Source organism: Pseudomonas monteilii NBRC 103158 = DSM 14164, assembly GCF_000730605.1.
In the GTDB taxonomy this organism is placed as follows: domain Bacteria; phylum Pseudomonadota; class Gammaproteobacteria; order Pseudomonadales; family Pseudomonadaceae; genus Aquipseudomonas; species Aquipseudomonas monteilii.
Map to the genome: position 1 here is coordinate 24393 of NZ_BBIS01000023.1, position 20977 is coordinate 45369.

18 protein-coding genes, 1 tRNA gene and 2 pseudogenes are annotated in these 20977 nt (G+C 62.7%); 12 read left to right on the forward strand and 9 right to left on the reverse strand.

From position 1 onward, the window contains the following. The first annotated feature begins 75 nt into the window (after positions 1-75). From fdnG to PM2_RS13335, 7 genes and pseudogenes are all read left to right on the forward strand, one after another. Positions 76-3144 (forward strand): formate dehydrogenase-N subunit alpha, encoded by a 3069-nt coding sequence (gene fdnG, locus PM2_RS13305; protein WP_141745097.1) that lies wholly within the window; start codon positions 76-78, stop codon positions 3142-3144. Further along, positions 3144-4094: a formate dehydrogenase subunit beta gene (gene fdxH, locus PM2_RS13310; RefSeq protein WP_019096689.1), complete on the forward strand. Its 951-nt coding sequence runs from the start codon at positions 3144-3146 to the stop codon at positions 4092-4094. Before fdnG ends, fdxH begins: the two co-directional genes overlap by 1 nt. Beyond that, complete coding sequence (locus PM2_RS13315) at positions 4091-4747, forward strand: formate dehydrogenase subunit gamma (RefSeq protein WP_016715333.1); 657 nt, start codon at positions 4091-4093, stop codon at positions 4745-4747. Before fdxH ends, PM2_RS13315 begins: the two co-directional genes overlap by 4 nt. A 4-nt stretch (positions 4748-4751) precedes the next feature. Next, a complete protein-coding gene (fdhE, locus tag PM2_RS13320) occupies positions 4752-5672 on the forward strand; it encodes a formate dehydrogenase accessory protein FdhE (protein WP_028699115.1) in 921 nt (306 codons plus the stop codon). A gap of 159 nt (positions 5673-5831) precedes the next feature. Beyond that, positions 5832-7259 carry an L-seryl-tRNA(Sec) selenium transferase gene (gene selA, locus PM2_RS13325; protein ID WP_016715335.1) on the forward strand — a complete coding sequence of 476 codons (1428 nt, stop codon included), beginning with the start codon at positions 5832-5834 and terminating at the stop codon, positions 7257-7259. After that, positions 7256-9177: pseudogene (selB, locus tag PM2_RS13330) on the forward strand (selenocysteine-specific translation elongation factor). The gene selA and the pseudogene selB overlap by 4 nt, the downstream one beginning before the upstream one ends. Positions 9178-9183: 6 nt before the next feature. After that, positions 9184-9279 (forward strand) — tRNA-Sec (locus tag PM2_RS13335). A gap of 15 nt (positions 9280-9294) precedes the next feature. Here the strand turns inward: PM2_RS13335 and PM2_RS13340 are convergent. Beyond that, positions 9295-10293: an asparaginase gene (locus PM2_RS13340; RefSeq protein ID WP_016715337.1), complete on the reverse strand. Its 999-nt coding sequence runs from the start codon at positions 10291-10293 to the stop codon at positions 9295-9297. Between the two features lie 63 nt (positions 10294-10356). Then, the gene (locus tag PM2_RS13345) at positions 10357-11799 is read right to left on the reverse strand and encodes an alanine/glycine:cation symporter family protein (RefSeq protein WP_016715338.1); all 1443 of its coding nucleotides are present in this window, start codon (positions 11797-11799) and stop codon (positions 10357-10359) included. 178 nt (positions 11800-11977) lie between these two features. Between PM2_RS13345 and PM2_RS13350 the strand changes: the two genes are divergently transcribed. Continuing rightward, a complete protein-coding gene (locus PM2_RS13350; RefSeq protein WP_016715339.1) occupies positions 11978-12787 on the forward strand; it encodes a helix-turn-helix domain-containing protein in 810 nt (269 codons plus the stop codon). Between the two features lie 97 nt (positions 12788-12884). Here the strand turns inward: PM2_RS13350 and PM2_RS13355 are convergent, their stop codons facing one another. Together PM2_RS13355 and PM2_RS29525 are read right to left on the reverse strand one after the other, a co-directional pair. Beyond that, complete coding sequence (locus PM2_RS13355) at positions 12885-13670, reverse strand: TSUP family transporter (RefSeq protein ID WP_016715340.1); 786 nt, start codon at positions 13668-13670, stop codon at positions 12885-12887. A 61-nt stretch (positions 13671-13731) separates the two neighbouring features. Next, positions 13732-14133, reverse strand: a complete 402-nt coding sequence (locus PM2_RS29525) for a hypothetical protein (RefSeq protein ID WP_141745098.1) — start codon at positions 14131-14133, stop codon at positions 13732-13734. Between the two features lie 333 nt (positions 14134-14466). Here PM2_RS29525 and PM2_RS13365 point away from each other — a divergent pair, with 333 nt between their 5' ends. The 3 genes and pseudogenes from PM2_RS13365 to PM2_RS31545 all read left to right on the forward strand — a co-directional run. Then, positions 14467-15351 carry a sugar nucleotide-binding protein gene (locus PM2_RS13365; protein ID WP_016715343.1) on the forward strand — a complete coding sequence of 295 codons (885 nt, stop codon included), beginning with the start codon at positions 14467-14469 and terminating at the stop codon, positions 15349-15351. After that, positions 15344-16276, forward strand: coding sequence for an NAD-dependent epimerase/dehydratase family protein (locus PM2_RS13370; RefSeq protein ID WP_016715344.1), 933 nt, complete (start codon positions 15344-15346; stop codon positions 16274-16276). The genes PM2_RS13365 and PM2_RS13370 overlap by 8 nt, the downstream gene beginning before the upstream one ends. A 31-nt stretch (positions 16277-16307) precedes the next feature. Continuing rightward, positions 16308-16574, forward strand: a pseudogene (locus tag PM2_RS31545) (MFS transporter); the annotation flags it as partial. On the opposite strand, the gene PM2_RS13380 reads toward PM2_RS31545, so the two are convergent. From PM2_RS13380 to PM2_RS13400, 5 genes are all read right to left on the reverse strand, one after another. Then, the gene (locus PM2_RS13380; RefSeq protein WP_014589498.1) at positions 16562-17245 is read right to left on the reverse strand and encodes an OmpW/AlkL family protein; all 684 of its coding nucleotides are present in this window, start codon (positions 17243-17245) and stop codon (positions 16562-16564) included. The pseudogene PM2_RS31545 and the gene PM2_RS13380 overlap by 13 nt on opposite strands. 109 nt (positions 17246-17354) lie before the next feature. Beyond that, complete coding sequence (locus PM2_RS13385) at positions 17355-17867, reverse strand: DUF3299 domain-containing protein (protein WP_028699117.1); 513 nt, start codon at positions 17865-17867, stop codon at positions 17355-17357. Positions 17868-17930: 63 nt separating this feature from the next. Beyond that, positions 17931-19196 (reverse strand): ABC transporter permease, encoded by a 1266-nt coding sequence (locus PM2_RS13390; RefSeq protein ID WP_016715347.1) that lies wholly within the window; start codon positions 19194-19196, stop codon positions 17931-17933. Further along, positions 19196-19906, reverse strand: a complete 711-nt coding sequence (locus PM2_RS13395) for an ABC transporter ATP-binding protein (protein ID WP_016715348.1) — start codon at positions 19904-19906, stop codon at positions 19196-19198. The genes PM2_RS13390 and PM2_RS13395 overlap by 1 nt, the downstream gene beginning before the upstream one ends. Beyond that, positions 19907-20482 carry a DUF2796 domain-containing protein gene (locus tag PM2_RS13400; RefSeq protein WP_028699118.1) on the reverse strand — a complete coding sequence of 192 codons (576 nt, stop codon included), beginning with the start codon at positions 20480-20482 and terminating at the stop codon, positions 19907-19909. Positions 20483-20612: 130 nt separating this feature from the next. On the opposite strand from PM2_RS13400, the gene PM2_RS13405 reads away from it, so the two are divergent. Next, positions 20613-20957, forward strand: a complete 345-nt coding sequence (locus PM2_RS13405; protein WP_016715350.1) for a hypothetical protein — start codon at positions 20613-20615, stop codon at positions 20955-20957. Positions 20958-20977 lie beyond the last annotated feature (20 nt).

Genomic DNA, 20977 nt, shown 5'->3' on the forward strand with positions numbered 1-20977 from the left:
CCATTGGCCGCCACCGTGACTACCAAGAGGCGCCGGCCATGTTCCGCGCGTCCACCACCTGATCAGGAGTGCACGATGGACCTGAACCGTCGGCAATTCTTCAAGGTCGCCGCCGTCGGCCTTGGAGGCTCGAGCCTGGCGGCGTTGGGCATGGCCCCGACGCCGGCCTTCGCCGAGCAGGTGCGTCACTTCAAGCTGGCGCATACCAAAGAAACCCGCAACACCTGCCCTTACTGCTCGGTCGGCTGTGGCCTGATCCTGTACAGCCAGGGCGACGCGGGTAAAAACGTCAAACAGAACATCATCCACATCGAAGGTGACGCCGACCATCCGGTCAACCGTGGCACCCTCTGCCCTAAAGGCGCCGGCCTGCTGGACTTTATCCACAGCCCGAGCCGCTTGCAGTACCCCGAGGTGCGCAAGCCGGGTAGCAAAGAATGGACGCGGGTCAGCTGGGACGAGGCGCTCGACCGCGTCGCCGACCTGATGAAACAGGACCGAGACGCTAACTTCATCGAGAAGAACGCCCAGGGGCAAACCGTAAACCGCTGGCTCACCACCGGTTTTCTGGCTGCCTCCGCCGCCTCCAGCGAGGCAGGCTACCTGACCCACAAAGTCGTCCGCGCAACAGGCATGCTGGGGTTCGATAACCAGGCACGTGTCTGACATGGCCCGACGGTGGCAAGTCTTGCCCCGACGTACGGCCGTGGCGCCATGACCAACCACTGGTCCGATATCGCCAACGCGAATCTGGTCCTGGTGATGGGTGGCAACGCAGCAGAAGCGCATCCGTGCGGCTTCAAATGGGTGACCGAGGCCAAGGCGCACAACAAGGCGCGGCTGATCGTGGTCGATCCGCGTTTTACCCGTACCGCTTCGGTGGCGGACTACTACGCGCCGATCCGTACCGGTACCGATATCGCTTTCATGGGCGGGCTGATCAACTACCTGCTGAGCAACGACAAGATCCAGCACGAGTACGTGCGTAACTACACCGATGTGTCGTTCATCGTCAAAGAGACCTATGGCTTCGAGGACGGGCTGTTCAGCGGCTACGACGAGGCCAAGCGTGTGTATGCCGACAAATCCGGCTGGGGTTACGAGCTGGGTGAGGACGGTTATGCGAAGGTCGATCCGACCCTGCAGCACCCGCGCTGCGTGTTCCAGCTGATGAAACAGCATTACAGCCGCTACACCCCGGAACTGGCGAGCATGACCTGTGGCATGCCGCAGGACGCCATGATGAAAGTCTGGGAAGAGATCGCCACCTGCTCGGCACCGGGCAAGACCATGACGATTCTCTACGCGCTCGGCTGGACGCAGCACTCGATCGGTGCGCAGATCATCCGCAGTGCGGCCATGGTCCAGCTGCTGCTGGGCAACGTCGGCATGCCCGGTGGTGGGGTCAACGCGTTGCGCGGGCACTCCAATATCCAGGGTCTGACCGACCTCGGCCTGCTGTCCAACTCGTTGCCGGGCTACCTGACCCTGGCCGGTGATGCCGAGCAGGACTACGCGGCCTACATCGACAAGCGCGCCTCCAAACCCTTGCGCCCAGGGCAGCTGTCGTACTGGCAGAACTACGGCAAGTTCCACGTCAGCCTGATGAAGGCCTGGTACGGCGCCAACGCCACGGCGGAAAACAACTGGGGCTATGACTGGCTGCCCAAGCTCGATGTCCCGGCCTACGACGTGCTGCGCATGTTCGAGATGATGGGCCAGGGCAAGGTCAACGGCTACATATGCCAGGGCTTCAACCCGATTGCCGCGCTACCGGACAAGAACCGCGTCACCGCAGCGCTGGGCAAGCTCAAGTGGCTGGTGATCATGGACCCGCTGGCCACCGAGACCTCGGAGTTCTGGCGTAACGCCGGGCCGTTCAACGACGTCGACACCGCCAATATCCAGACCGAAGTGATCCGCCTGCCCACCACCTGCTTCGCCGAGGAGGACGGCTCGCTGGTCAATAGCAGCCGTTGGCTGCAATGGCATTGGAAGGGTGCCGATGGCCCGGGTGAGACCCGTACCGATGTGCAGATCATGAGCGAACTGTTCCTGCGCCTGCGTCAACGCTACCAGGCCGAGGGCGGCGCCTACCCTGATGCGATAATGAACATCAGCTGGCCGTACAAGGTCCCTGATGAGCCATCCCCGGAGGAGCTGGCCAAAGAGATGAACGGTTGGGCGGTCACCGACCTTACCGACGCCACCGGTACCACACTGAAGGCTGGTCAGCAGCTGTCGGGCTTTGCCCAGCTCAAGGACGATGGCAGCACGGCGGCTGGTTGCTGGATCTTCGCTGGCAGCTGGACCGAGCAGGGCAACCAGATGGCCCGCCGTGACAACAGCGACCCGTTTGGCATGCACCAGGTGCAGAACTGGGCCTGGGCCTGGCCGGCCAACCGTCGCATCCTCTACAACCGTGCCTCCAGCGACCCGCAAGGCAAGCCGTGGGACCCAGAGAAGAAGCGCTTGGTATGGTGGAACGGCAAGGCCTGGACCGGTACCGATGTGCCGGACTTCAAGGCCGACTCGCCGCCCGAGGCCGGGATGAACCCGTTCATCATGAACCCCGAAGGCGTGGCGCGTTTCTTCGCCATCGACAAGATGGCCGAAGGCCCGTTCCCCGAGCACTACGAGCCGTTCGAAACGCCGATCGGTATCAACCCGCTGCACCCGCAGAACAAGAAGGTGGTCAGCAACCCGGCTGGCCGCATCTTCGACTCGGTGTGGGACACGCTCGGCACGCATGACGAGTTCCCCTACGCGGCGACCACCTATCGGCTGACCGAGCACTTCCACTTCTGGAGCAAGCATTGCCGGCTCAACGCCATCGCCCAGCCCGAGCAGTTCGTCGAAATCGGCGAGGTGCTGGCCAACGAGAAAGGCATCAAGGCCGGCGACCGGGTGCGGGTGTCGAGCAAGCGCGGGCATATCGATGCGGTGGCGGTGGTGACCAAGCGGATTCGCCCACTCCAGGTCAACAACCAGACCGTGCACCAGATCGGCATTCCGTTGCACTGGGGTTTCACCGGCGCTACCCGGCATGGCTACCTGACCAACACCCTGGTGCCATTCCTCGGTGACGGCAACACCCAGACGCCAGAGTCCAAGTCGTTCCTCGTCAAAGTGGAGAAACTCTGATGGCCAGCCAAGACATCATCGCCCGCTCGGCCACCACCACCGTACCGCCTTCGGTACGCCAGCAGCAGGAAGTCGCCAAGCTGATCGACACCACCAAGTGCATCGGCTGCAAGGCCTGCCAGGTGGCGTGCTCGGAATGGAACGAACTGCGTGACGAGGTCGGCCACAACCACGGCACCTACGACAACCCCCAGGACCTCACCGCCGAAACCTGGACCCTGATGCGCTTCACCGAGCACGAGCGCGACGACGGCAACCTGGAGTGGCTGATCCGCAAGGATGGCTGCATGCACTGTGCCGAACCGGGTTGCCTGAAGGCTTGCCCGAGCCCGGGGGCGATCATCAAGCACGCCAACGGCATCGTCGACTTCAACCAGGACCACTGCATCGGCTGCGGGTACTGCATCACCGGCTGCCCGTTCAACATCCCGCGTATCTCGCAGAAGGACCACAAGGCGTACAAGTGCACCCTGTGTTCCGACCGCGTGACCGTGGGCCTGGAGCCCGCCTGCGTGAAAACCTGCCCGACCGGGGCGATCGTGTTCGGCAGCAAGGACGAGATGAAAGTGCATGCCGCCGAGCGCATTGTCGACCTGAAGTCGCGGGGCTACGACAAGGCCGGGTTGTACGACCCGGATGGCGTCGGCGGCACCCATGTGATGTATGTGCTGCACCATGCCGACACGCCGAAGCTCTACGCCGGCCTGCCGGACCAGCCGGTGATCAGCCCTTTGGTGGGGTTGTGGAAGGGCTTCACCAAGCCGCTGGCGCTGCTGGCCATGGGCGCGGCGGTATTGGCCGGGTTCTTCCATTATGTGCGGGTTGGCCCCCAGCGGGTCGAAGAGGAGGAGCACCCCACGCCGGCGGATGACAACGTGCATCAGGTGGATCCTGCGGTCCATGTCTACGACCCGACCAAGCCCGGTGGGCAAGGGGAGCAGCGGCCATGAACGACAACAAACCCATCCTGCGCTACAACGCCAATGAGCGGACAAACCACTGGATTGTGGCAATCCTGTTCATCCTGGCGGGGCTGTCGGGGCTGGCGCTGTTTCATCCGGCGCTGTTCTGGCTCAGCCACCTGTTTGGCGGCGGGCCGTGGACACGCATCCTGCACCCCTTCATCGGGGTGGCGATGTTCGTGTTCTTCCTCGGCCTGGTGTTCCGTTTCTGGCGCGCCAACTTCATCACCGCCAACGACCGCCTGTGGCTACGTCGCATCGATCGGGTGATGGTCAATCGAGAGGATGGTGTGCCGCCCATCGGCAAGTACAACGCCGGACAGAAGCTGCTGTTCTGGACCTTGCTGGCGTGCATGCTGGTGCTGCTGGTGAGTGGGGTGGTGATCTGGCGAGCGTACTTCAGCCACTGGTTCGGCATCGATACCATTCGCTTGTCTGCGCTGCTGCACGCGCTGGCGGCGTTCGTGCTGATCCTCAGCATCATCGTGCACATCTATGCCGGCATCTGGATCAAGGGCTCGATCGGCGCCATGCTGCATGGCTGGGTCAGCCGCGCCTGGGCACGCAAGCACCATGAGTTGTGGTACCGCGAAGTGACCGGCGACAAGACGCCGGGCAATCACGGACGAAAAGAAGGATGAATGCTTGAGCACGATACTCGAACCCGGGCAGATCGAAGCGTCGGCGGTGATGCCGCCGTTTCTGCACCTGCCGCCCGCCAACCTGTTTGACGTGCGCGCTGCACGTCTGGATCAGCTGGCCGAGGGCAACGCACTTGGCGACTACCTGAGGCTGGTGGCGCGGTTGTGCCGTGTCCAGCAGCAGCTTGTGGATAACCCGCCCGCTGGCGTGCCGGTGGCCGAGGAACGTCAGCGCCTGTGCATAAGTCATGGTTTACCGCCGCTGGCGGCGGACAGCCTGGTGCGCGAAGGGCCTTGGCTGGTTTGGTTACAGGCCCTCCTTGAGCACTTCAACGGTGAAAACAGTGGCCCGCTGGGTGAGGCCTTGCAGGTGCTGCGTGGCAGTGATGAAAACCAGCGCAAAGGCTGGGGCATCGCTTTGCTGGCAGGGCAGTATGACGCGGTGCCAGCGGCAGTGGTGCCGTTCCTCGGAGCTGCGTTGCAGGCGGCCTGGTCCAGCTGGCTGCTGGCGTTGCCAACGCCGGAGCTGAAACCTGCTGGCAGCTTGGCCCAGTGCCCGGCTTGCGGTTCGCCGGCAATGGCCGGGGTGGTGCGCAACCGTGGCAAGCACAATGGCCTGCGTTACCTGGCCTGCTCGTTGTGTGCCTGTGAATGGCATGTGGTGCGGGTGAAGTGCGTGTATTGCGAGTCGAGCAAGGACTTGCGCTATACCAGCCTTGAGGATGATCGCCATGCGCCGGGCAAGGCGCCATTGCGTGCCGAGTGCTGCCCGGGGTGCGAAAGCTACCTGAAGCAGAACTATCTGGAGAACGATGCGGCGGCCGAGCCTTTGGCCGACGACCTGGCCAGCCTGGCGCTGGACATGCGCCTGGACGAAGAGGGATTTCATCGCCTGGCGCCCAACCTGATGCTTGCGCCCGGTTAGTGGGTGAGTGTCTACACTGAAAGACCGAGTTGCCTTCTTCGCGGGCACGCCCGCTCCCACATGGACTGCGCAAGCCTCAAATACAGCGCGGACACTGTGGGAGAGGGCGTGCCCGCGAAGAGGCCAGTACAGACACCGGATAACCCAAGGTAGTACCGCATGTCTTCAAGCCTAGCCAGCGACACCCCACGCCTCCCATCCATCGACACCCTTCTGCGCCACCCGGCCTGCCTCCCGCTGATCGACCGTCACGGCCGCGATGCAGTGTTGGCTACCTTGCGCCAACTGCTCGACGACCTGCGTGACCCTGCCCGCAACGGTGAGCTCAGCGCCGCCGAACTGGCCGCCGAAGTGCTGCTGGGCCGTACCGGTGAACGCCTTGCCGCGCAACAGCGCAGCCAGGTCCGCCGTGTGTTCAACCTCACTGGCACCGTGCTGCACACCAACCTCGGCCGCGCCCTGCTGCCCGAAGAAGCCATCGAGGCCATGCAGACTGCCGCCCGCTATCCGCTCAACCTGGAGTTCGACCTGGCCACCGGCAAACGTGGCGACCGCGATGACCTGATCGAAGGCCTGATCCGCGAACTGACCGGCGCCGAAGCCGTCACCGTAGTCAACAACAACGCCGCCGCCGTGCTGCTGGCGCTCAATAGCCTGGGCGCACGCAAGGAGGGCATCATCTCCCGTGGTGAGCTGATCGAGATCGGCGGTGCCTTCCGCATTCCCGACATCATGGCCCGGGCCGGCGTGAAACTGCACGAAATCGGTACCACCAACCGCACCCACGCCCGCGACTATGAGGCCGCCATCGGCCCGCGCACGGGCCTGCTGATGCGCGTGCATTGCAGCAACTACAGCATTCAGGGCTTCACCACACAGGTGCCCACTGCCGAGCTGGCGCGGATCGCCCATCAACATGAACTGCCGCTACTCGAAGACCTCGGCAGCGGCAGCCTGCTCGACCTTACCCGCTGGGGCCTGCCCGCCGAACCTACGGTGCGCCAGGCCCTGGCTGATGGCGCCGATATCGTCACCTTCAGCGGCGACAAACTGCTGGGCGGGCCTCAGGCAGGGATCATCGTTGGCCGCAAGGACCTGATCGCCAGGATCAAGAAAAACCCGCTCAAGCGAGCCTTGCGCGTCGACAAGATCACCCTCGCAGCCCTTGAAGCGGTGCTGGCACTGTACCGCAACCCCGACCGCCTGGCCGAACGCCTGCCCAGCCTGCGCCTGCTGACCCGCAGCCAGGCCGAGATCCAGGCTCAGGCCGAGCGCCTGTCGCCTGAACTCAAGGCGCGCCTCGGCGAGCAATGGGCCGTCAGCGTCGAACCTGCACTGGGCATGATTGGCAGTGGCAGCCAGCCGGTGGCGCGCCTGCCCAGTGCCGCGCTGTGCCTGCGTCCGCAAGTGTCGAAGAAACTGCGCGGGCGCAGCTTGCATGTACTGGAGAGGGCCCTGCGTGATCTGCCTGTGCCGGTGCTGGGCCGCATCGATGACGATGCCTTATGGCTGGACCTGCGCCAACTGGATGACGAAGCCCAGTGGCTGGCCCAGTTGCCCGCCCTGCAACTGGGGGCTGTGCAGTGATCGTTGGTACCGCCGGGCACATCGACCACGGCAAGACCGCACTGCTGCAGGCGCTGACTGGCCAGGCCGGCGACCAGCGGCAGGAAGAGCGCGCCCGCGGCATGACCATCGACCTTGGCTACCGCTATGCGGCACTGAGCGAAGGCGCGCCGCTGACGGGCTTCATCGATGTGCCTGGCCACGAGCGTTTTATCCACAACATGCTGGCCGGTGCCCATGGCATCGACCTGGTGCTATTGGTGGTGGCTGCTGACGACGGGGTCATGCCGCAGACGCGCGAGCACCTGGCGATCATCGAGCTGCTGGGCATTCCCCAGGCCCTGGTGGCGATCAGCAAATGCGACCGGGTCGAGCCGGCCCGGCTGGCCGATGTGCAGGTGCAAGTCAGTGAACTGCTGGCGCCAGGGCCGTATGCCGGTGCGCGGCAGTTCCCATTGTCGAGCATCAGCGGGGAAGGCGTGGACGCGCTGCGTCAAGCCCTGCTGGAGGCTGAGGCCAATGTACGGGCACGCGCTGTGCGCGGTGGTTTTCGTCTGGCCGTGGACCGCGCTTTCGCGGTTAGCGGCGCTGGCGTGGTGGTCACCGGCACGGCGCTGGCCGGGCGGGTCAGTGCCGGCGATACCTTGTTGCTGGGCAAGGCCGGCAAAGCGGTACGCGTGCGTGGCCTGCATGCACAGAACCAGGCCTCGTTGGTGGCAGAAGCGGGCCAGCGGGTAGCGCTGAACATCGCTGCCGAGCGACTGGCATTGGAGCAGGTACACCGGGGTGACTGGCTGGTGCCTGAGTGGCTGCATGCGCCTGGCGTACGGGTGGATATCGAGCTGAGCCTGTTACCGGGAGAGACACGTACGTTCGAACATTTCAGCGCGGTGCATGTACACCTGGGGACTCAGGATGTGACGGCCCGGGTCGCCTTGCTTGAAGGCGAAAGCCTGGCGGCCGGCCAGCGCATGTTTGCCCAGTTGTTGCTCAATGCGCCGCTGCAGGCGGTGCATGGCGACCGTTTGGTGCTGCGCGACCAGCGTGCCCAGCGCACCTTGGGCGGTGGCAAGGTGCTGGACCCGTTCGCGCCAAGCCGCCAACGCCGCAGCGATGAGCGCCTGCGCCAGTTGCAGGTGCTGCGCGATACCGAAGAACTGGAGCAGGCGCTGCCGGCGCTGCTTGCCAGTGCACCGGGCGGTATCGACCCCCAGCGGCTTGAGCGGCAGTTCAATCGCCTGCGAGAAACCTGGCAGTTGCCGGAAGAAGTTTTGGTGGTGGCCACGCGGCAGGGCCAACTGCTGTTCGCCACTGCCAAGTGGCACGTGCTGAAGCAGCAGGTGATGGAGCAGTTGGCACGGTTCCACGAACAAGAGCCCGACCAGCTCGGCCCGGACCGTGATCGCCTGCGCCGTTTTGCAGCCCTGCCCCTGGAGCGACCGGCCTTCGTCAGCCTGCTGGATGAGTTGCTTGAGGACGGCAGCATCGCCAGCAGCGGGCCTTGGCTGCTTTGCCCGATCATAAGGTGCAATTGAGCGAAGCCGACAGTGAGTTGTGGGCGCGCCTGGAGCCGAGGTTGCTGGCGGGGCAATACGACCCGCCCTGGGTCAGGACGCTGGCAAGTGAAGAGAACTGCGCCGAAGCTGATGTGCGCCTGTTGTTGCGCAAGCTTGCACGGCTGGGCCTGGTGCACCAGGTGGTGCGTGACCTGTTCTACCCGGAGTCGACCTTACAGCGCATGGCAGCGTTGCTGCTGGGGCAGGCCAGTGAGACGCCGATAGTGCAGGTTGCCGCGTTTCGCGATATGTTGGGGATCGGTCGCAAGCGCAGTGTGCAGATTCTCGAGTACTTCGACCGCATCGGCCTGACCCGGAGGGTGGCCGACCAGCGTCACATCCGCGCCGACAGCGCCCTGGCCCAGCAGCAGACCAGGCACTGAGTTCAAGGAAGGCAATCGCGCCCGGTGGCGCGGCCGGGCTTCAAACCCGGTTGGGGACGGCAGCCGTTCCCGGGCAGGTTCGACTCCCGCTGCCTTCCGCCATTTTCTTTCGCCTGTTCAGGCCCGTTCGCCGCACAGGTCCAGAGCAAACCACTGCTCTGCTGCATCCACATTCAAGCCCGCCCCCAACAGCGCAACCATCTTGCCCAGCGCTGCCTCACGGGTCATGCCGCCACCACTGACCAATCCGGCCCCGCGCAAGCGGTTACCTGCCGCATAGGTGTCGAATACCACCGAACCTTCAGGACACTGGCTGATAGCCGCCAGCATCACACCGCGCTGGCGCGCCGCGCTCAGAGCATTCAGCAATGCCTGGTCATCCGATGGCCCAGTACCGCTGCCGTAGCATTCCAGCAGCAACCCCTGCACACCGCTGTCGATCAAGCCCTGCAAGTGCCCGGCCTGCAGCCCCGGGAACACTGGCACGACCGCCAGGTTGACCGGCTTGCGCGGCTGCTTGTAGCCCAGCTCGGCAGGGATCATGTCGGCATGCTCACCATCACGATGGCGCGGCAGCGCCGCAAAGGCATCGAACGCCTCGCTGCGCAGCTTCGAGGCCCGGCAGCCATGCAGCAGTTGGCCATGGAAGTAGAGCTGCACGCCATCTTCCAGGCCATGTTCGAACTGGCGCAGCGCACCACACAGGTTGGCCCACGCATCGCTGTCAGCGGCACCCGCCGGCAGCATCGAGCCGGTCAGCAGCACCGGAACCGGCAGCCCCAGCAGCAGGAACGACAATGCCGCAGCGCTGTACGCCATGCTGTCGGTGCCGTGCAGCACCAGCACGCCGTCATGGCCCGCCACATCTACCGCATCGACAATGGCATCGCGCATCGCCAGCCAGTTGTGCTGTTGCATGTTGGCGCTGTCGAGCAGCGGGTTCAGTTCCTGCAGGGTCCATTGCAGCTGGGGCGCATCGGCCATGTGCGCGAAGTGCTCGCGCATCCGTGCTTCAAAACCGCCGGCTGGCGCCAGGCCTTCCGGGGTTTCGAGCATACCGATGGTGCCACCGGTATAGAGAACGAGAAGATTCTTTACGGCACGCATGGAGAACATCCGTAGCGGTGAGCGGAGAAAGAAAAGCCGCCCGCAGAAGGGGCGGCTGGGCAGGGCAGCGTATCAGCGCTGAGGCTGCGCTTGGGCGACTGTTTTGTCAGTGGCTGTTTCCGCCTGCGGATTGGCAGGCCAGGCATTGCGGTCCAGGTCCAGGTCGGCGAACTTGGTCGAATCGAACACCGGCTGCTGGATACCCGCCTTGCGCTGCTCGTCATAGTCGCGCATCACACGCAGGCCGACTTTGAACAGCAGGGCCAGGGCCACCAGGTTGACGAAGGCCAGGCAGGTCATGGTGATGTCGGCGAAGGCGAACACGGTCGACAGGTCTTGCATCGAGCCCCAGACCACCAGTGCCAGCACCAGACCACGGAATACCATCAGTACCACGCGGTTACGGGTGAGGAACTGCAGGCTGTTCTCGCCCAGGTAGTAGTTGTAGAGGATGCAGGTGAACACGAACAGCGACAGTGCAACGCTGACGAACACACGGCCCCAGTCACCGACCACGGCGGCCAGCGAGTTCTGGGTCAGGACAATGCCGTCACCCTCGAAGCCCGGAGTATAGAAGCCCGACAGCAGGATCAGCAGCGCGGTACAGGTGCAGATCACGAAGGTGTCGAGGAACACGCTGAAGGCCTGGACCACGCCCTGGGCGCCCGGGTGTTTCACCGCAGCCACGGCAGCGACGTTTGGCGCACTGCCAAGGCCCGCTTCGTTGGCGAACACGCCACGCTTCACGCCCATGACGATGGCGCTGCCGAGCAGGCCGCCGAAGGCTGGGTCGAGGCCGAAGGCGCTCTTGAAGATGGTTTCCAGCATGGCTGGCACGTGTTCGATCTGGGTGCCGATCACGTACAGGGTCACGCCGATGTAGGCCAGGGTCTTGACCGGTACCAGCAGGTCCGACACCGCAGCGATGCGCTTGATGCCGCCGATGAAGGTGATTGCCAGCAGCACGGCCAGGACAATACCGGTTTGGCTCGGGGCAAAGTTGAAGGCGTTCTGCAGCGAGTGGGTCACGGTGTACGACTGCAGGCCGATGAAGGCGAAGCCGTAGGTGACCAGCAGCAGGATCGAGAACACGATGGCCATGCCTTTGCGGTTCAGGCCATGCTGGATGTAGTAGGCCGGGCCGCCACGGTACAGGCCGTCACCATCGGCGCGCTTGTACACCTGGGCCAGGGTACATTCGAAGAAGCTGCTGGACATGCCCACCAATGCGGTGACCCACATCCAGAACACGGCACCTGGGCCACCCAGGGTCACGGCAATACCGACACCGGCAATGTTACCGGCGCCAACGCGGCCGGCGAGGCTCAGCATCAGGGCCTGGAAGGAGCTCAGCTGGCCTGCCTGGCCACGCAGCGATTCCTTGAACACGGCGAACATGTGGCCGAAATGGCGGAACTGAACGAATCGGGAGCGGATGGTGAAGTAGCTACCCAGCCCTACGATCAGCACGATGAGGAGTTTCCCCGAGAGGAAATCGTTGAGTACTTCGAGCATTGGAGAATGACCTCGATTCTTATTCTTCGTGTGGAAAGACCAGCGGACGGCAGGCGCACCGCTATTCGTTGGGGCGCATGGTTGGCCATGACAAGAGTGGTTACAATTTCGCGGGTTGGTCTCAGTTGGCGCGACTTGATGCTACAATGGCGTCATTCGCGTCACCTGGGTCCCGCACATGAGCGATCATTTCGCTACCAACCTCAAGCTGGCTTGCAGCCACTACCGCTCTATTTCCGAAGTTTGCCGACAGCTGTCGATCAACCGGGCACAGTTCAACAAGTACCTGAGCGGGCAGAGCCGTCCGACGGCTTACAACCTCAAGCGCATCGGTGACTTCTTCGGCGTCGAGGATTACGAACTGAATTTGCCGGCCGAGCAGTTCGCCAGGCTCATCGGCGCACGGGTGTCGACGCTGGCCGACCAGCCCAGCGACCCGATCAGCGAACTGTTCCGTCCGCTGCACGACCACGCCGGCAACCTGTCGCGTTATTGCGGTTACTACTTCGAGTATTCCAACTGCATGTCGGTGCCGGGCACCATCCTGGTGTCGCTGGTGCACCTGTGGGAGGAGCGCGGCCGCTTCCTGTTCGAGCGCCAGGAACGCCAGGAACGCTCCAGCACCACCGACCAGCACGCCGAGGTACGCTGCCGCTACTTGGGGGCTGCGTTCCAGTTGCAGGACCGGCTGTTCCTGATCGACTACGAGTCGCTCACGTACAACGAAATGAGCCAGACCATCCTCATCCCCAGCTTCAAAAGCCGCATCACCCGCCTGAATGGCCTGAAGGCTGGAGTGTCCAGCGGCGACCGACGCAACCCGGCCTGTACCCGGGTGGTGTGGGAGTATCTGGGGGAAGAGATCAATCGCATCAATGCCTATCGGCAGGTAAAACTGTACCGGCCGGATGATCCACGTATAGATGACGATGTACGTGAACGGTTGAGTGTGGGGCCATTGCGCAACAGTTTGTTTGAGATTGAATAGATGTAGCGCTTGCATTGAACCAATTGCTGGTCAGGCTATGCCGGGGCCACACAGTCGTAAAAGCGCGGGCCCCGCTCAAAATACATTCAACCATCACTCAAAATTGCCGTAACCATTCTCCAACTGCGTGCCCATCATTGAACAACAACCTCAAGGACATCAGGCAGCAGACAGTGATGAGCAATGGTCTGATCAGCCGTGGCCCAAAGTAAAGCGCACACCGTGCGCCGAGTTGGGCGCCAAGAATGGCGCAAAATGCCATTACTAAGGCTAAGGGCCATATAATTGCGCCACTGAAGGCAAAGACTGACAGGGCACCAAGGTTGCAAGATGCGTTAAGCAGTTTGCTATTGCATATTGCCTGCATCAGTTGCTGACCCAGCAGCAAGGAAAAGGCCACCATGAAGAATGAACCGGTGCCTGGACCAAAAATGCCGTCGTAAAAACCAATGATTGGGATAATCACCAGCGTAAAGCTTAAGGACGACATGCGCTGCTTACGATCCCGTGCATCAAGCTTGGGACTGAATGCAAAATAGCTTGCAACTGCAATTAGCAAGATTGGAACGGTTAATTCCAGGATGGCTTTGTCGAGCATACTGATCGACAAGGCACCTGCAACACCACCTGTGAATGACAGAATGGCCATTGGCCGGCCTACCTTCCACTGGATCATTCGCTTACGGGCGAACGCCCACACCGCTGAAACACTGGCGGATGAAGCCTGAAATTTGTTGGTAGCCATAGCAGACAATGGATCGATACCTGCAATGAAAAAGGCCGGTAACGTCAGTAAACCCCCGCCTCCTGCAATTGCATCGAAAAAGCCAGCGAGCAATGCGACTGACGCCAGCACCAAGAGTATTGAGACTTCAATTTCCATTTTGCTCCTACCTTACCCGCGTACGATCAGGGGGTCTTGTTGCAGCATCACAGGTTGGGCATCAGGCGAGTAGCCGAATAGCCGAACCAGCAACCTCCGGTTGTCCGTGGGAACTCATTTCGGCTTGATGATGTTTGGATTCATTGCGTAGCAGCCATTTACCGCCCCCTTTGAAATTACCGACTAGGCGTACTTGCATTCCGCAATTGTCAATATCGAATGCGAATGAGCGGTAGTCTACAAGGCTTAAAAGAATTTGGTTTCGTGAGGCCATGTTGATGATAACGGGGTCGTCGTTCATGGTGTCAATGTTTGCCAGGCTCTCTGGCACAGGATCGAAGAGCGGAGGCAGCATTGCAGCGAACTCCAGTGCTGCTGCTTTTCCGGAGGCAAACATTTTTAATAGGTCGAGTTGCTCAACATTTAGTGACCGTTTTATAACTTGTGCTTGGTAGCTTGACATTGCAGCAGCCCCAGCGGCATCCGGGCCTCCAATAGCGGCAGTTTGCTGAATGTTAGGCGAAGAACCTCAGGTGTTGCCTTGGTGTTTACCCCTGTCATTGTTATTTTCCTTGTCTGTAGGGAAAGGTGAAACTTTTTGTTAGAACGCTGAGCATTTAGCCAGATATTTTTTACTGATGATGTAGGGCTGCCCCTCTCTGGCTTGTAGGGAAACTCTATGGTCGTGGTAGGAATCGTCCGTGGTGCTGCTGTCAGCCTCAGGGTTGGACTTCCCCGCCCGGAAACCGCAAAATGACCCCTTTCCTTTATCAACCTCTCCGGATCTGCTGACTCTATGCGTATGCGCCTAATGCTGTTGGGTGGTGGCAATGCCCTCGGGCAAGCGCTGATTCGTCTTGGGGCCGAGGAGGACATCGCATTCCTGGCGCCGCGCCCGCCCGAAAACGGCTGGACGCCGGCCAGCCTCACCCAGTTGCTCGACGATCACCGCCCCGACGCCGTGGTCAACCTGGCCTATTACTTCGACTGGTTCCAGGCCGAGTCGGTCAGCGAACAGCGCCTGGCTCAACAGGAGCGGGCAGTAGAGCGGCTCGCAGAGCTGTGCCAGCACCACCAGATCACCCTGGTACAGCCTTCCAGCTACCGCGTGTTCGACGGTTCGCGGGCCACGGCCTACAGCGAAAAGGACGAGCCAGTGCCGTTGGGCCTGCGTGGCCAGGCGTTGTGGCGCATCGAACAGAGCGTGCGTGCGGCCTGCCCGCAGCATGTGCTACTGCGCTTTGGCTGGTTGCTCGACGAAAGCATCGACGGGTCGCTGGGCCGCTTCCTGACCCGTGCCGAGCAACCGCAAGAGCTGCTGCTGGCCGATGACCGGCGTGGTAACCCGACACCGGTCGACGATGCTGCGCGGGTGATCCTGTCGGTGCTCAAGCAGCTCGATTGCACTGCGCCGCTGTGGGGCACCTACCATTACGCCGGCAACGAGGCGACCACGCCGCTGGCGCTAGGCCAGGCGATCCTTGCCGAAGCGGGCCAGTACCGCCAGCTCGCGGTTCAGGCGCCAACGCCACAGGCTCATGCCGCACGGCCGGATGCCAGCGAAGAGCCGCAGCATGCGGTACTGGCCTGCAAGAAAATCCTTCATACCTTCGGCATCAAGCCGCGTGCCTGGCGCGCCGGCCTGCCGCCTCTACTGGACCGGTTCTACCGCCATGGCTGACGCCCCCATCCTGATCACCGGCGGTGCCGGCTTCATTGGCTCCCACCTGTGCGATGCGTTGTTGGACAAAGGCTACGCCGTACGCATTCTCGATGACTTTTCCACTGGCCGGCGCAGTAACCTGCAGGTCGACCACCCACGGCTGGAACTGATCGAAGGCGATGTTGCCGATGCCGGGCTGGTCACCCAGGCCGCAGCCGGCTGCAGTGCCGTGGTGCACCTGGCGGCAGTGGCCTCGGTGCAGGCCTCGGTCGAAGACCCGGTGCGCACACACCAGAGCAATTTCATCGGCACCCTTAACGTGTGCGAAGCGATGCGCGTGCATGGCCTGCGCCGGGTGCTGTTTGCTTCAAGTGCAGCGGTGTACGGCAACAATGGCGAGGGCGAGTCGATTGCCGAAGACACGCCCAAGGCGCCGCTGACCCCCTACGCCGTGGACAAACTGGCCAGTGAGCAATACCTGGACTTCTACCGTCGTCAGCATGGCCTGGAGCCGGTGGTGTTCCGCTTCTTCAATATCTTCGGGCCACGCCAAGACCCGTCTTCGCCGTATTCCGGGGTAATCAGCATCTTCTGCGAGCGCGCGGTGCAGGGCTTGCCGATCACCGTCTTCGGTGATGGCGAACAGACCCGCGACTTTCTTTACGTGGGTGACCTGGTGCAGGTGATGGTGCAGGCGCTGGAACAGCCGCAGGTGGAGGAGGGCGCGGTGAACATCGGCCTCAACCAGGCCACTTCGCTGAACCAGTTGCTGGCGGCGCTGGAGAAGGTGGTGGGGAGCTTGCCGGCGATTAGCTATGTGGCGGCGCGTTCGGGTGACATTCGCCATTCGCGGGCGGATAACCAGCGCTTGCTGGCGCGGTTCGATTTCCCGCAGGCGACGCCGATGGTCGAAGGCCTGGCGCGGCTTCTGGGTAAAAGCTGAAAACGCTGGGGCCGCTAAGCGGCCCCAGAATCAGGCAGTGCATGTCACCAACCAGAGCGTGTTGCTGGCAGGGCGTGGCGCGATGGCTAGCCGATTGATTGGTGCTTATATGTGCTGCTACTCGGTCGGTAGCGGCTTGGGTGCGGTGCTGGCGAGCGGCGTGTATGCCCGATGGGGGTGGCCTGCGGTGTGTGGGCTTGGCATGGCCATCAGTGCGGTTGCGCTGGGGTACTGGCTGTGGCTGCAACGAGAAAGGGCGGCCGAAGCCGCCCTGCCGTGTTCCGGTCAGAACTTGTAGCCAAGGCCGACCATGTACACCCACGGGTCGACGTCTACGTCGACCTTGGTCTTGCTGTAGCCCAGTGCGGTCGGGCCATTGACGCTGGCCTTGGTGTCGATGTCGACATACCAGACCGAGGCGTTGACCAGCAGGTTGTCGGTGAGCATGTAGTCCATGCCCAGCTGGCCGGCAATACCGACCGAGTCTTGCAGCTTGAGGTTGCTGAAGCCTTGTTGCTTGCGTGCGCTGCTCAAGTCTTCGTCAAAGAACAGGGTGTAGTTGATGCCCACGCCGGCGTACGGCTGGAAGCGCGAGTTCGGCTCCATTGGGTAGTACTGCAGCGACAGGGTCGGTGGCAGTTGCTTGATGTCTGCCAGCTTGCCGTCCAGCCCGCCGCCCAGGCCTTTTACGCCCACGGTGTGCTTGAACGGGGTGGCTGCCAGCAGCTCCAGGCCGATGTGGTCGGTGAGCATGTAGGCAAAGGTCAGGCCCAGCTGGGTATCGCTGTCCAGGGTCGCCTTGGTGCCCGACACCTTGTTGCCGTCGAACTTCAGGTCGCCGCTGCTCTCGTTCGGGGCAGTGGTAATGGCGCCTGCGCGCAAAATCATGTCCCCTGCCTGGTAGGCGTGGGCGGCAGGGGCGGCGAGCGCAAGGGCCACAAGCGAGGCGCCGAGCAAGGACTTGTTCATGGAAGCTCCCAAAGGACGTTATTAATCGAGTAGTCCAATGGTACGGAGCTGGTTAAACAGAAAGTTTGACCCAGCTCAAAGAAGCGTCTTCATGAATTCGAAACAGTTCTCATCTCAGCTCATATGCGTAGATTTTCTCGGCCTCCATCTGGTAACCGGCATCGGCCAGTTCGCTGCTGGAGGCTCTAACCTGCATTTTTCCCTCGATCCAGTAGGGCTGGTAGAGGTCTTCGACGCGTACGCCCATTTCGCTGAAAATATGCACGATCTGGTTTGACGGTGGCGGGGGCACGTGGATGCACGCGCCGTAGTACGGCACCAGCAGGAACTCGGTGGTGCGGCCTTCTTCGCTGACCTCAAGCGGCACGATGTAGCCGGGCAGTTTGATTTGCTGGCCGTCAAGGCTTTTCACCACGGGCGCGTCGGGGGCTTGCTGGCGCGCGGGTGGGGCGGACTCGGCAGACAGGGCGTTGCTGAGCTGTGACATGTCATGCAGCGGCGCCAGTTGTGGCGGGATGACCGGGGCGCCTTCGGGGATCAGGGCGGGCCAGTCCAGCTCCTTGGGTTCGGCGGCCCACAGAGGCATCGCTATCAGCAATAGCAGGGCCAGCAACATGAGCATTGCAGGCCTTTTCGCGGGCGTGCCCGCGAAGCAGGCGATGAGGTTTCTGATCATTGCAGGCTCTTAAAGATGAATGGACAGGCCATCAGCCAGCGACTGCCTGTAGGCTCGCCAAGCCGGCACGCTACCCATCAGCAACGCAGCCCCCAGGATGATAGCCAGCAAGGTCCATTCATGGGTACTCGGCAGGGCCAGTGGCAGATACAAACCATAGTTGGCCTGCACATACCCTTGTGCCAAGGCGATACCCGCATACAGCAGGCCCAGCCCGGCCACGATCCCGACCGCCGCCAGTGACAGTGCCTCCAGCACCAGCAGCCCCGCGATATGCCACGGCCTGGCCCCGACCGACCGCAAGATTGCCATTTCTCGCCGGCGCTCGTTGAGGCTGGTAAGAATCGCCGTGAGCATGCCGATCAAGCCGGTCAGCACCACGAACAGCGACACCACGAACAACGCCTGTTCCGCCGTGCCCATCAGGCTCCACAACTCTTGCAGGGCCACCCCAGGCAGGATCGCCAGCAGCGGCTCGCTGCGATATTCGTTGATTTCCCGCTGTAGGCTGAACGTCGCGATCTTGTTGTTCAGGCCCAGCATGAACGCGGTGATGGCGGCAGGTTGCAGGTCCATCGTGCGTGCCTGCTCTGCACTGATGCGCCCGGCGCCACGGGCCGGTACGCCGTTGTGCCAGTCGATATGGATAGCCTCCATGCCGCCCAGGCTGATATGCAGTGTGCGGTCGACCGGTGTGCCGGTGCGCTTGAGCACGCCAACCACGGTGAACGGCTTGTCGTCATGCTTGACCAGGCTGATCGCTGCCACGCCATGGGCCAGCACCAGCTTGTCACCCAGCTTGTAGTGCAATGCCTCGGCGACTTCGGCACCGAGTACCACCTCGAACGGGTCGCTGGCGAACTCACGCCCCTGGCTCAATTCCAGGTGCTGACGGCGGCCGTATTGGTAATGCTCGAAGTAATCCGTCGTGGTGCCCATCACCCGGTAGCCGCGATGCGAGTCGCCCAGCGAGATAGGGATCGCCCACTTCACCCGCGGGTCCTGCGCATAGTGCTGGAAGCTGTCCCAGCGGATGTTGTTGGTCGCGTTGCCAATGCGGAATACCGAATACAGCAGCAGGTTCACCGAGCCGGAGCGGGCGCCGACAATCAGGTCGGTACCGCTGATGGTGCTGGCGAAGCTGGCGCGGGCCTCGGTGCGAACGCGCTCCACGGCCAGCAGCAGGCACACCGACAGGGCGATGGCAAACGCGGTGAGGAAGGCGGTGAAACGGCGGTTGGCCAGGCTGGCCAAGGCAAGGCGGAGCAGGTACATCAGGCCTCCCGGGGCTTGGCGGCGCGGTTGAGGTCGGCCAGGGAAAGGTGGCGGTCGAACAGTGGCGCCAGGCTCTGGTCGTGGCTGACGAACAGCAGGCTGGCACCGGCGGCGCGGCATTCTTCGAACAGCAGGCGGATGAACGCTTCACGGGTATCGGCGTCCAGCGCCGAGGTCGGTTCGTCGGCGATCACCAACTCGGGCTGGCCGATCAGTGCGCGGGCGGCGGCCACCCGTTGTTGCTGGCCGATCGACAGGCTGTCGGCGCGGCGGGCGAGCAGGCCGGAGTCATCCAGCCCCAGGTGGGCCAGCAACGTGCTGGCTGCCTGGTCGACACTGCCATGGCGCTGCTCGGCGCGGGCCTTGCGGCTGCTTGAGAAGCGGCAGGGCAGTTCGACGTTTTCGCGTACCGACAGGAACGGCAGCAGGTTGAACTGTTGGAAGATATAACCCGTGTGGTCGACGCGGAAGCGGTCACGCGCACCCTGGCCCAGGCTGCCAAGGTCCTGGCCAAGCAACTGGATGCGGCCCTGAGCCGGTACGTTCACGCCGCCCAGCAGGCCCAGCAAGGTTGTCTTGCCACTGCCGCTGGGGCCTTTGAGGAACAGGGCTTCACCCGTGTCCAGGTGGAAGGCCGGAATATCCAGCAGCGGCGGCTGACCTGGCCAGGCGTAAACCAGGTCGTGCAGTTCGATCAGCGACTGGCTCATTCAGAAAGCGACCGCTGCCTTGGCCGGCGTGGCTTCCACACCTTTCTGGCCATTCGGGCCGATCAGTTGCACGTTGATCTTCTGAGTGGCCGGGAAGGCCTTGAACAGCGGCGCGAGGTCCACTTGCGCCAGTTTGTCGGGGTTGGCGCAGGTCAGCTGGTAGTGGGCGCCGATGTCGCTGTGCTGGTGGCCGTGCTCATGTTCGTCGCCATCTTCGTCGGCTTTCGGGGCGTCACCGAACAGCGGGCTTTCCAGTTCTTGCTGATCCTCTTTGCAGCCAGCGGCAGCAGAAAGGCCGAACAGCTTCAGGGGTTGTTCGAGCTGCTGGCGCACGGCGGCGACCTTGGCCTTGTCGGCACCGCTGTTGGCGGCATGTTCGAAGCCGACCAGGTTCATTGCCGGGCTGTCCAGTTCCAGCTCCAGGGTATTGCCATCGAGCACGGCGTTGAGCTTGGCGACGCCATGCTCGTGGGCGCCGAGGGTGCCATGGGCGTGGTCGTGATCATGGTCATCGTGGGCATGGGCCACGGCCAGTGGCAGCAAGGCGAAGGGCAGGGCAAGCAGCAGGCGACGCATGGACGGCTCCGGGGAGGGCTGAATGATTGAGTTATGTTATAACAACTTTTCTGCGCGCCGCCAGCCTGCGTGGCGCAGGTTTCATGTTGCGGTAGCATGGGTGCATTGACCTGGGTTCAAGGAATGCATCATGAGAATTCGTGGACAGATTGGTAACTGGCCGGTGGACCTGACCATCGAGTTGGCGCCTGAGGAGTGGGCGCAGTTGGGGCGGCAGGTTGAGGTGCCAGTGGTGGCGCAGGCCGCAGCAACGCAAACCGTGGCGGCATCGAGACAGGATGATGGGCAATGGACTGCCGCACGTGAGGTGTTGCGCCTGGCGGGGCAGATGAGCGGGCCGGAATTGTTGGACAGGCTGGAGGGACTGGCGGGGAGTGCGGCGGCGGGCAAGCGGCTGCTGGTGCGCTTGCGGCACAGCAGTGAAGTGAAAGTGGAAAGTGGCGTGGATGCGCCGGTTTATCACTGGGTGGGGTAAAAGGGTCAGAATTTTGGGGC

Coding starts and splice junctions, on each gene's coding strand:
- fdxH (WP_019096689.1), top strand. CDS start 3,144: ATGGCCAGCCAAGACATCATCGCCCGCTCGGCCACCACCACCGTACCG.
- PM2_RS13315 (WP_016715333.1), top strand. CDS start 4,091: ATGAACGACAACAAACCCATCCTGCGCTACAACGCCAATGAGCGGACA.
- selA (WP_016715335.1), top strand. CDS start 5,832: ATGTCTTCAAGCCTAGCCAGCGACACCCCACGCCTCCCATCCATCGAC.
- PM2_RS13340 (WP_016715337.1), bottom strand. CDS start 10,293: ATGTTCTCCATGCGTGCCGTAAAGAATCTTCTCGTTCTCTATACCGGT.
- PM2_RS13345 (WP_016715338.1), bottom strand. CDS start 11,799: ATGCTCGAAGTACTCAACGATTTCCTCTCGGGGAAACTCCTCATCGTG.
- PM2_RS13350 (WP_016715339.1), top strand. CDS start 11,978: ATGAGCGATCATTTCGCTACCAACCTCAAGCTGGCTTGCAGCCACTAC.
- PM2_RS13355 (WP_016715340.1), bottom strand. CDS start 13,670: ATGGAAATTGAAGTCTCAATACTCTTGGTGCTGGCGTCAGTCGCATTG.
- PM2_RS29525 (WP_141745098.1), bottom strand. CDS start 14,133: ATGTCAAGCTACCAAGCACAAGTTATAAAACGGTCACTAAATGTTGAG.
- PM2_RS13365 (WP_016715343.1), top strand. CDS start 14,467: ATGCGTATGCGCCTAATGCTGTTGGGTGGTGGCAATGCCCTCGGGCAA.
- PM2_RS13370 (WP_016715344.1), top strand. CDS start 15,344: ATGGCTGACGCCCCCATCCTGATCACCGGCGGTGCCGGCTTCATTGGC.
- PM2_RS13380 (WP_014589498.1), bottom strand. CDS start 17,245: ATGAACAAGTCCTTGCTCGGCGCCTCGCTTGTGGCCCTTGCGCTCGCC.
- PM2_RS13385 (WP_028699117.1), bottom strand. CDS start 17,867: ATGCTCATGTTGCTGGCCCTGCTATTGCTGATAGCGATGCCTCTGTGG.
- PM2_RS13390 (WP_016715347.1), bottom strand. CDS start 19,196: ATGTACCTGCTCCGCCTTGCCTTGGCCAGCCTGGCCAACCGCCGTTTC.
- PM2_RS13395 (WP_016715348.1), bottom strand. CDS start 19,906: ATGAGCCAGTCGCTGATCGAACTGCACGACCTGGTTTACGCCTGGCCA.
- PM2_RS13400 (WP_028699118.1), bottom strand. CDS start 20,482: ATGCGTCGCCTGCTGCTTGCCCTGCCCTTCGCCTTGCTGCCACTGGCC.
- PM2_RS13405 (WP_016715350.1), top strand. CDS start 20,613: ATGAGAATTCGTGGACAGATTGGTAACTGGCCGGTGGACCTGACCATC.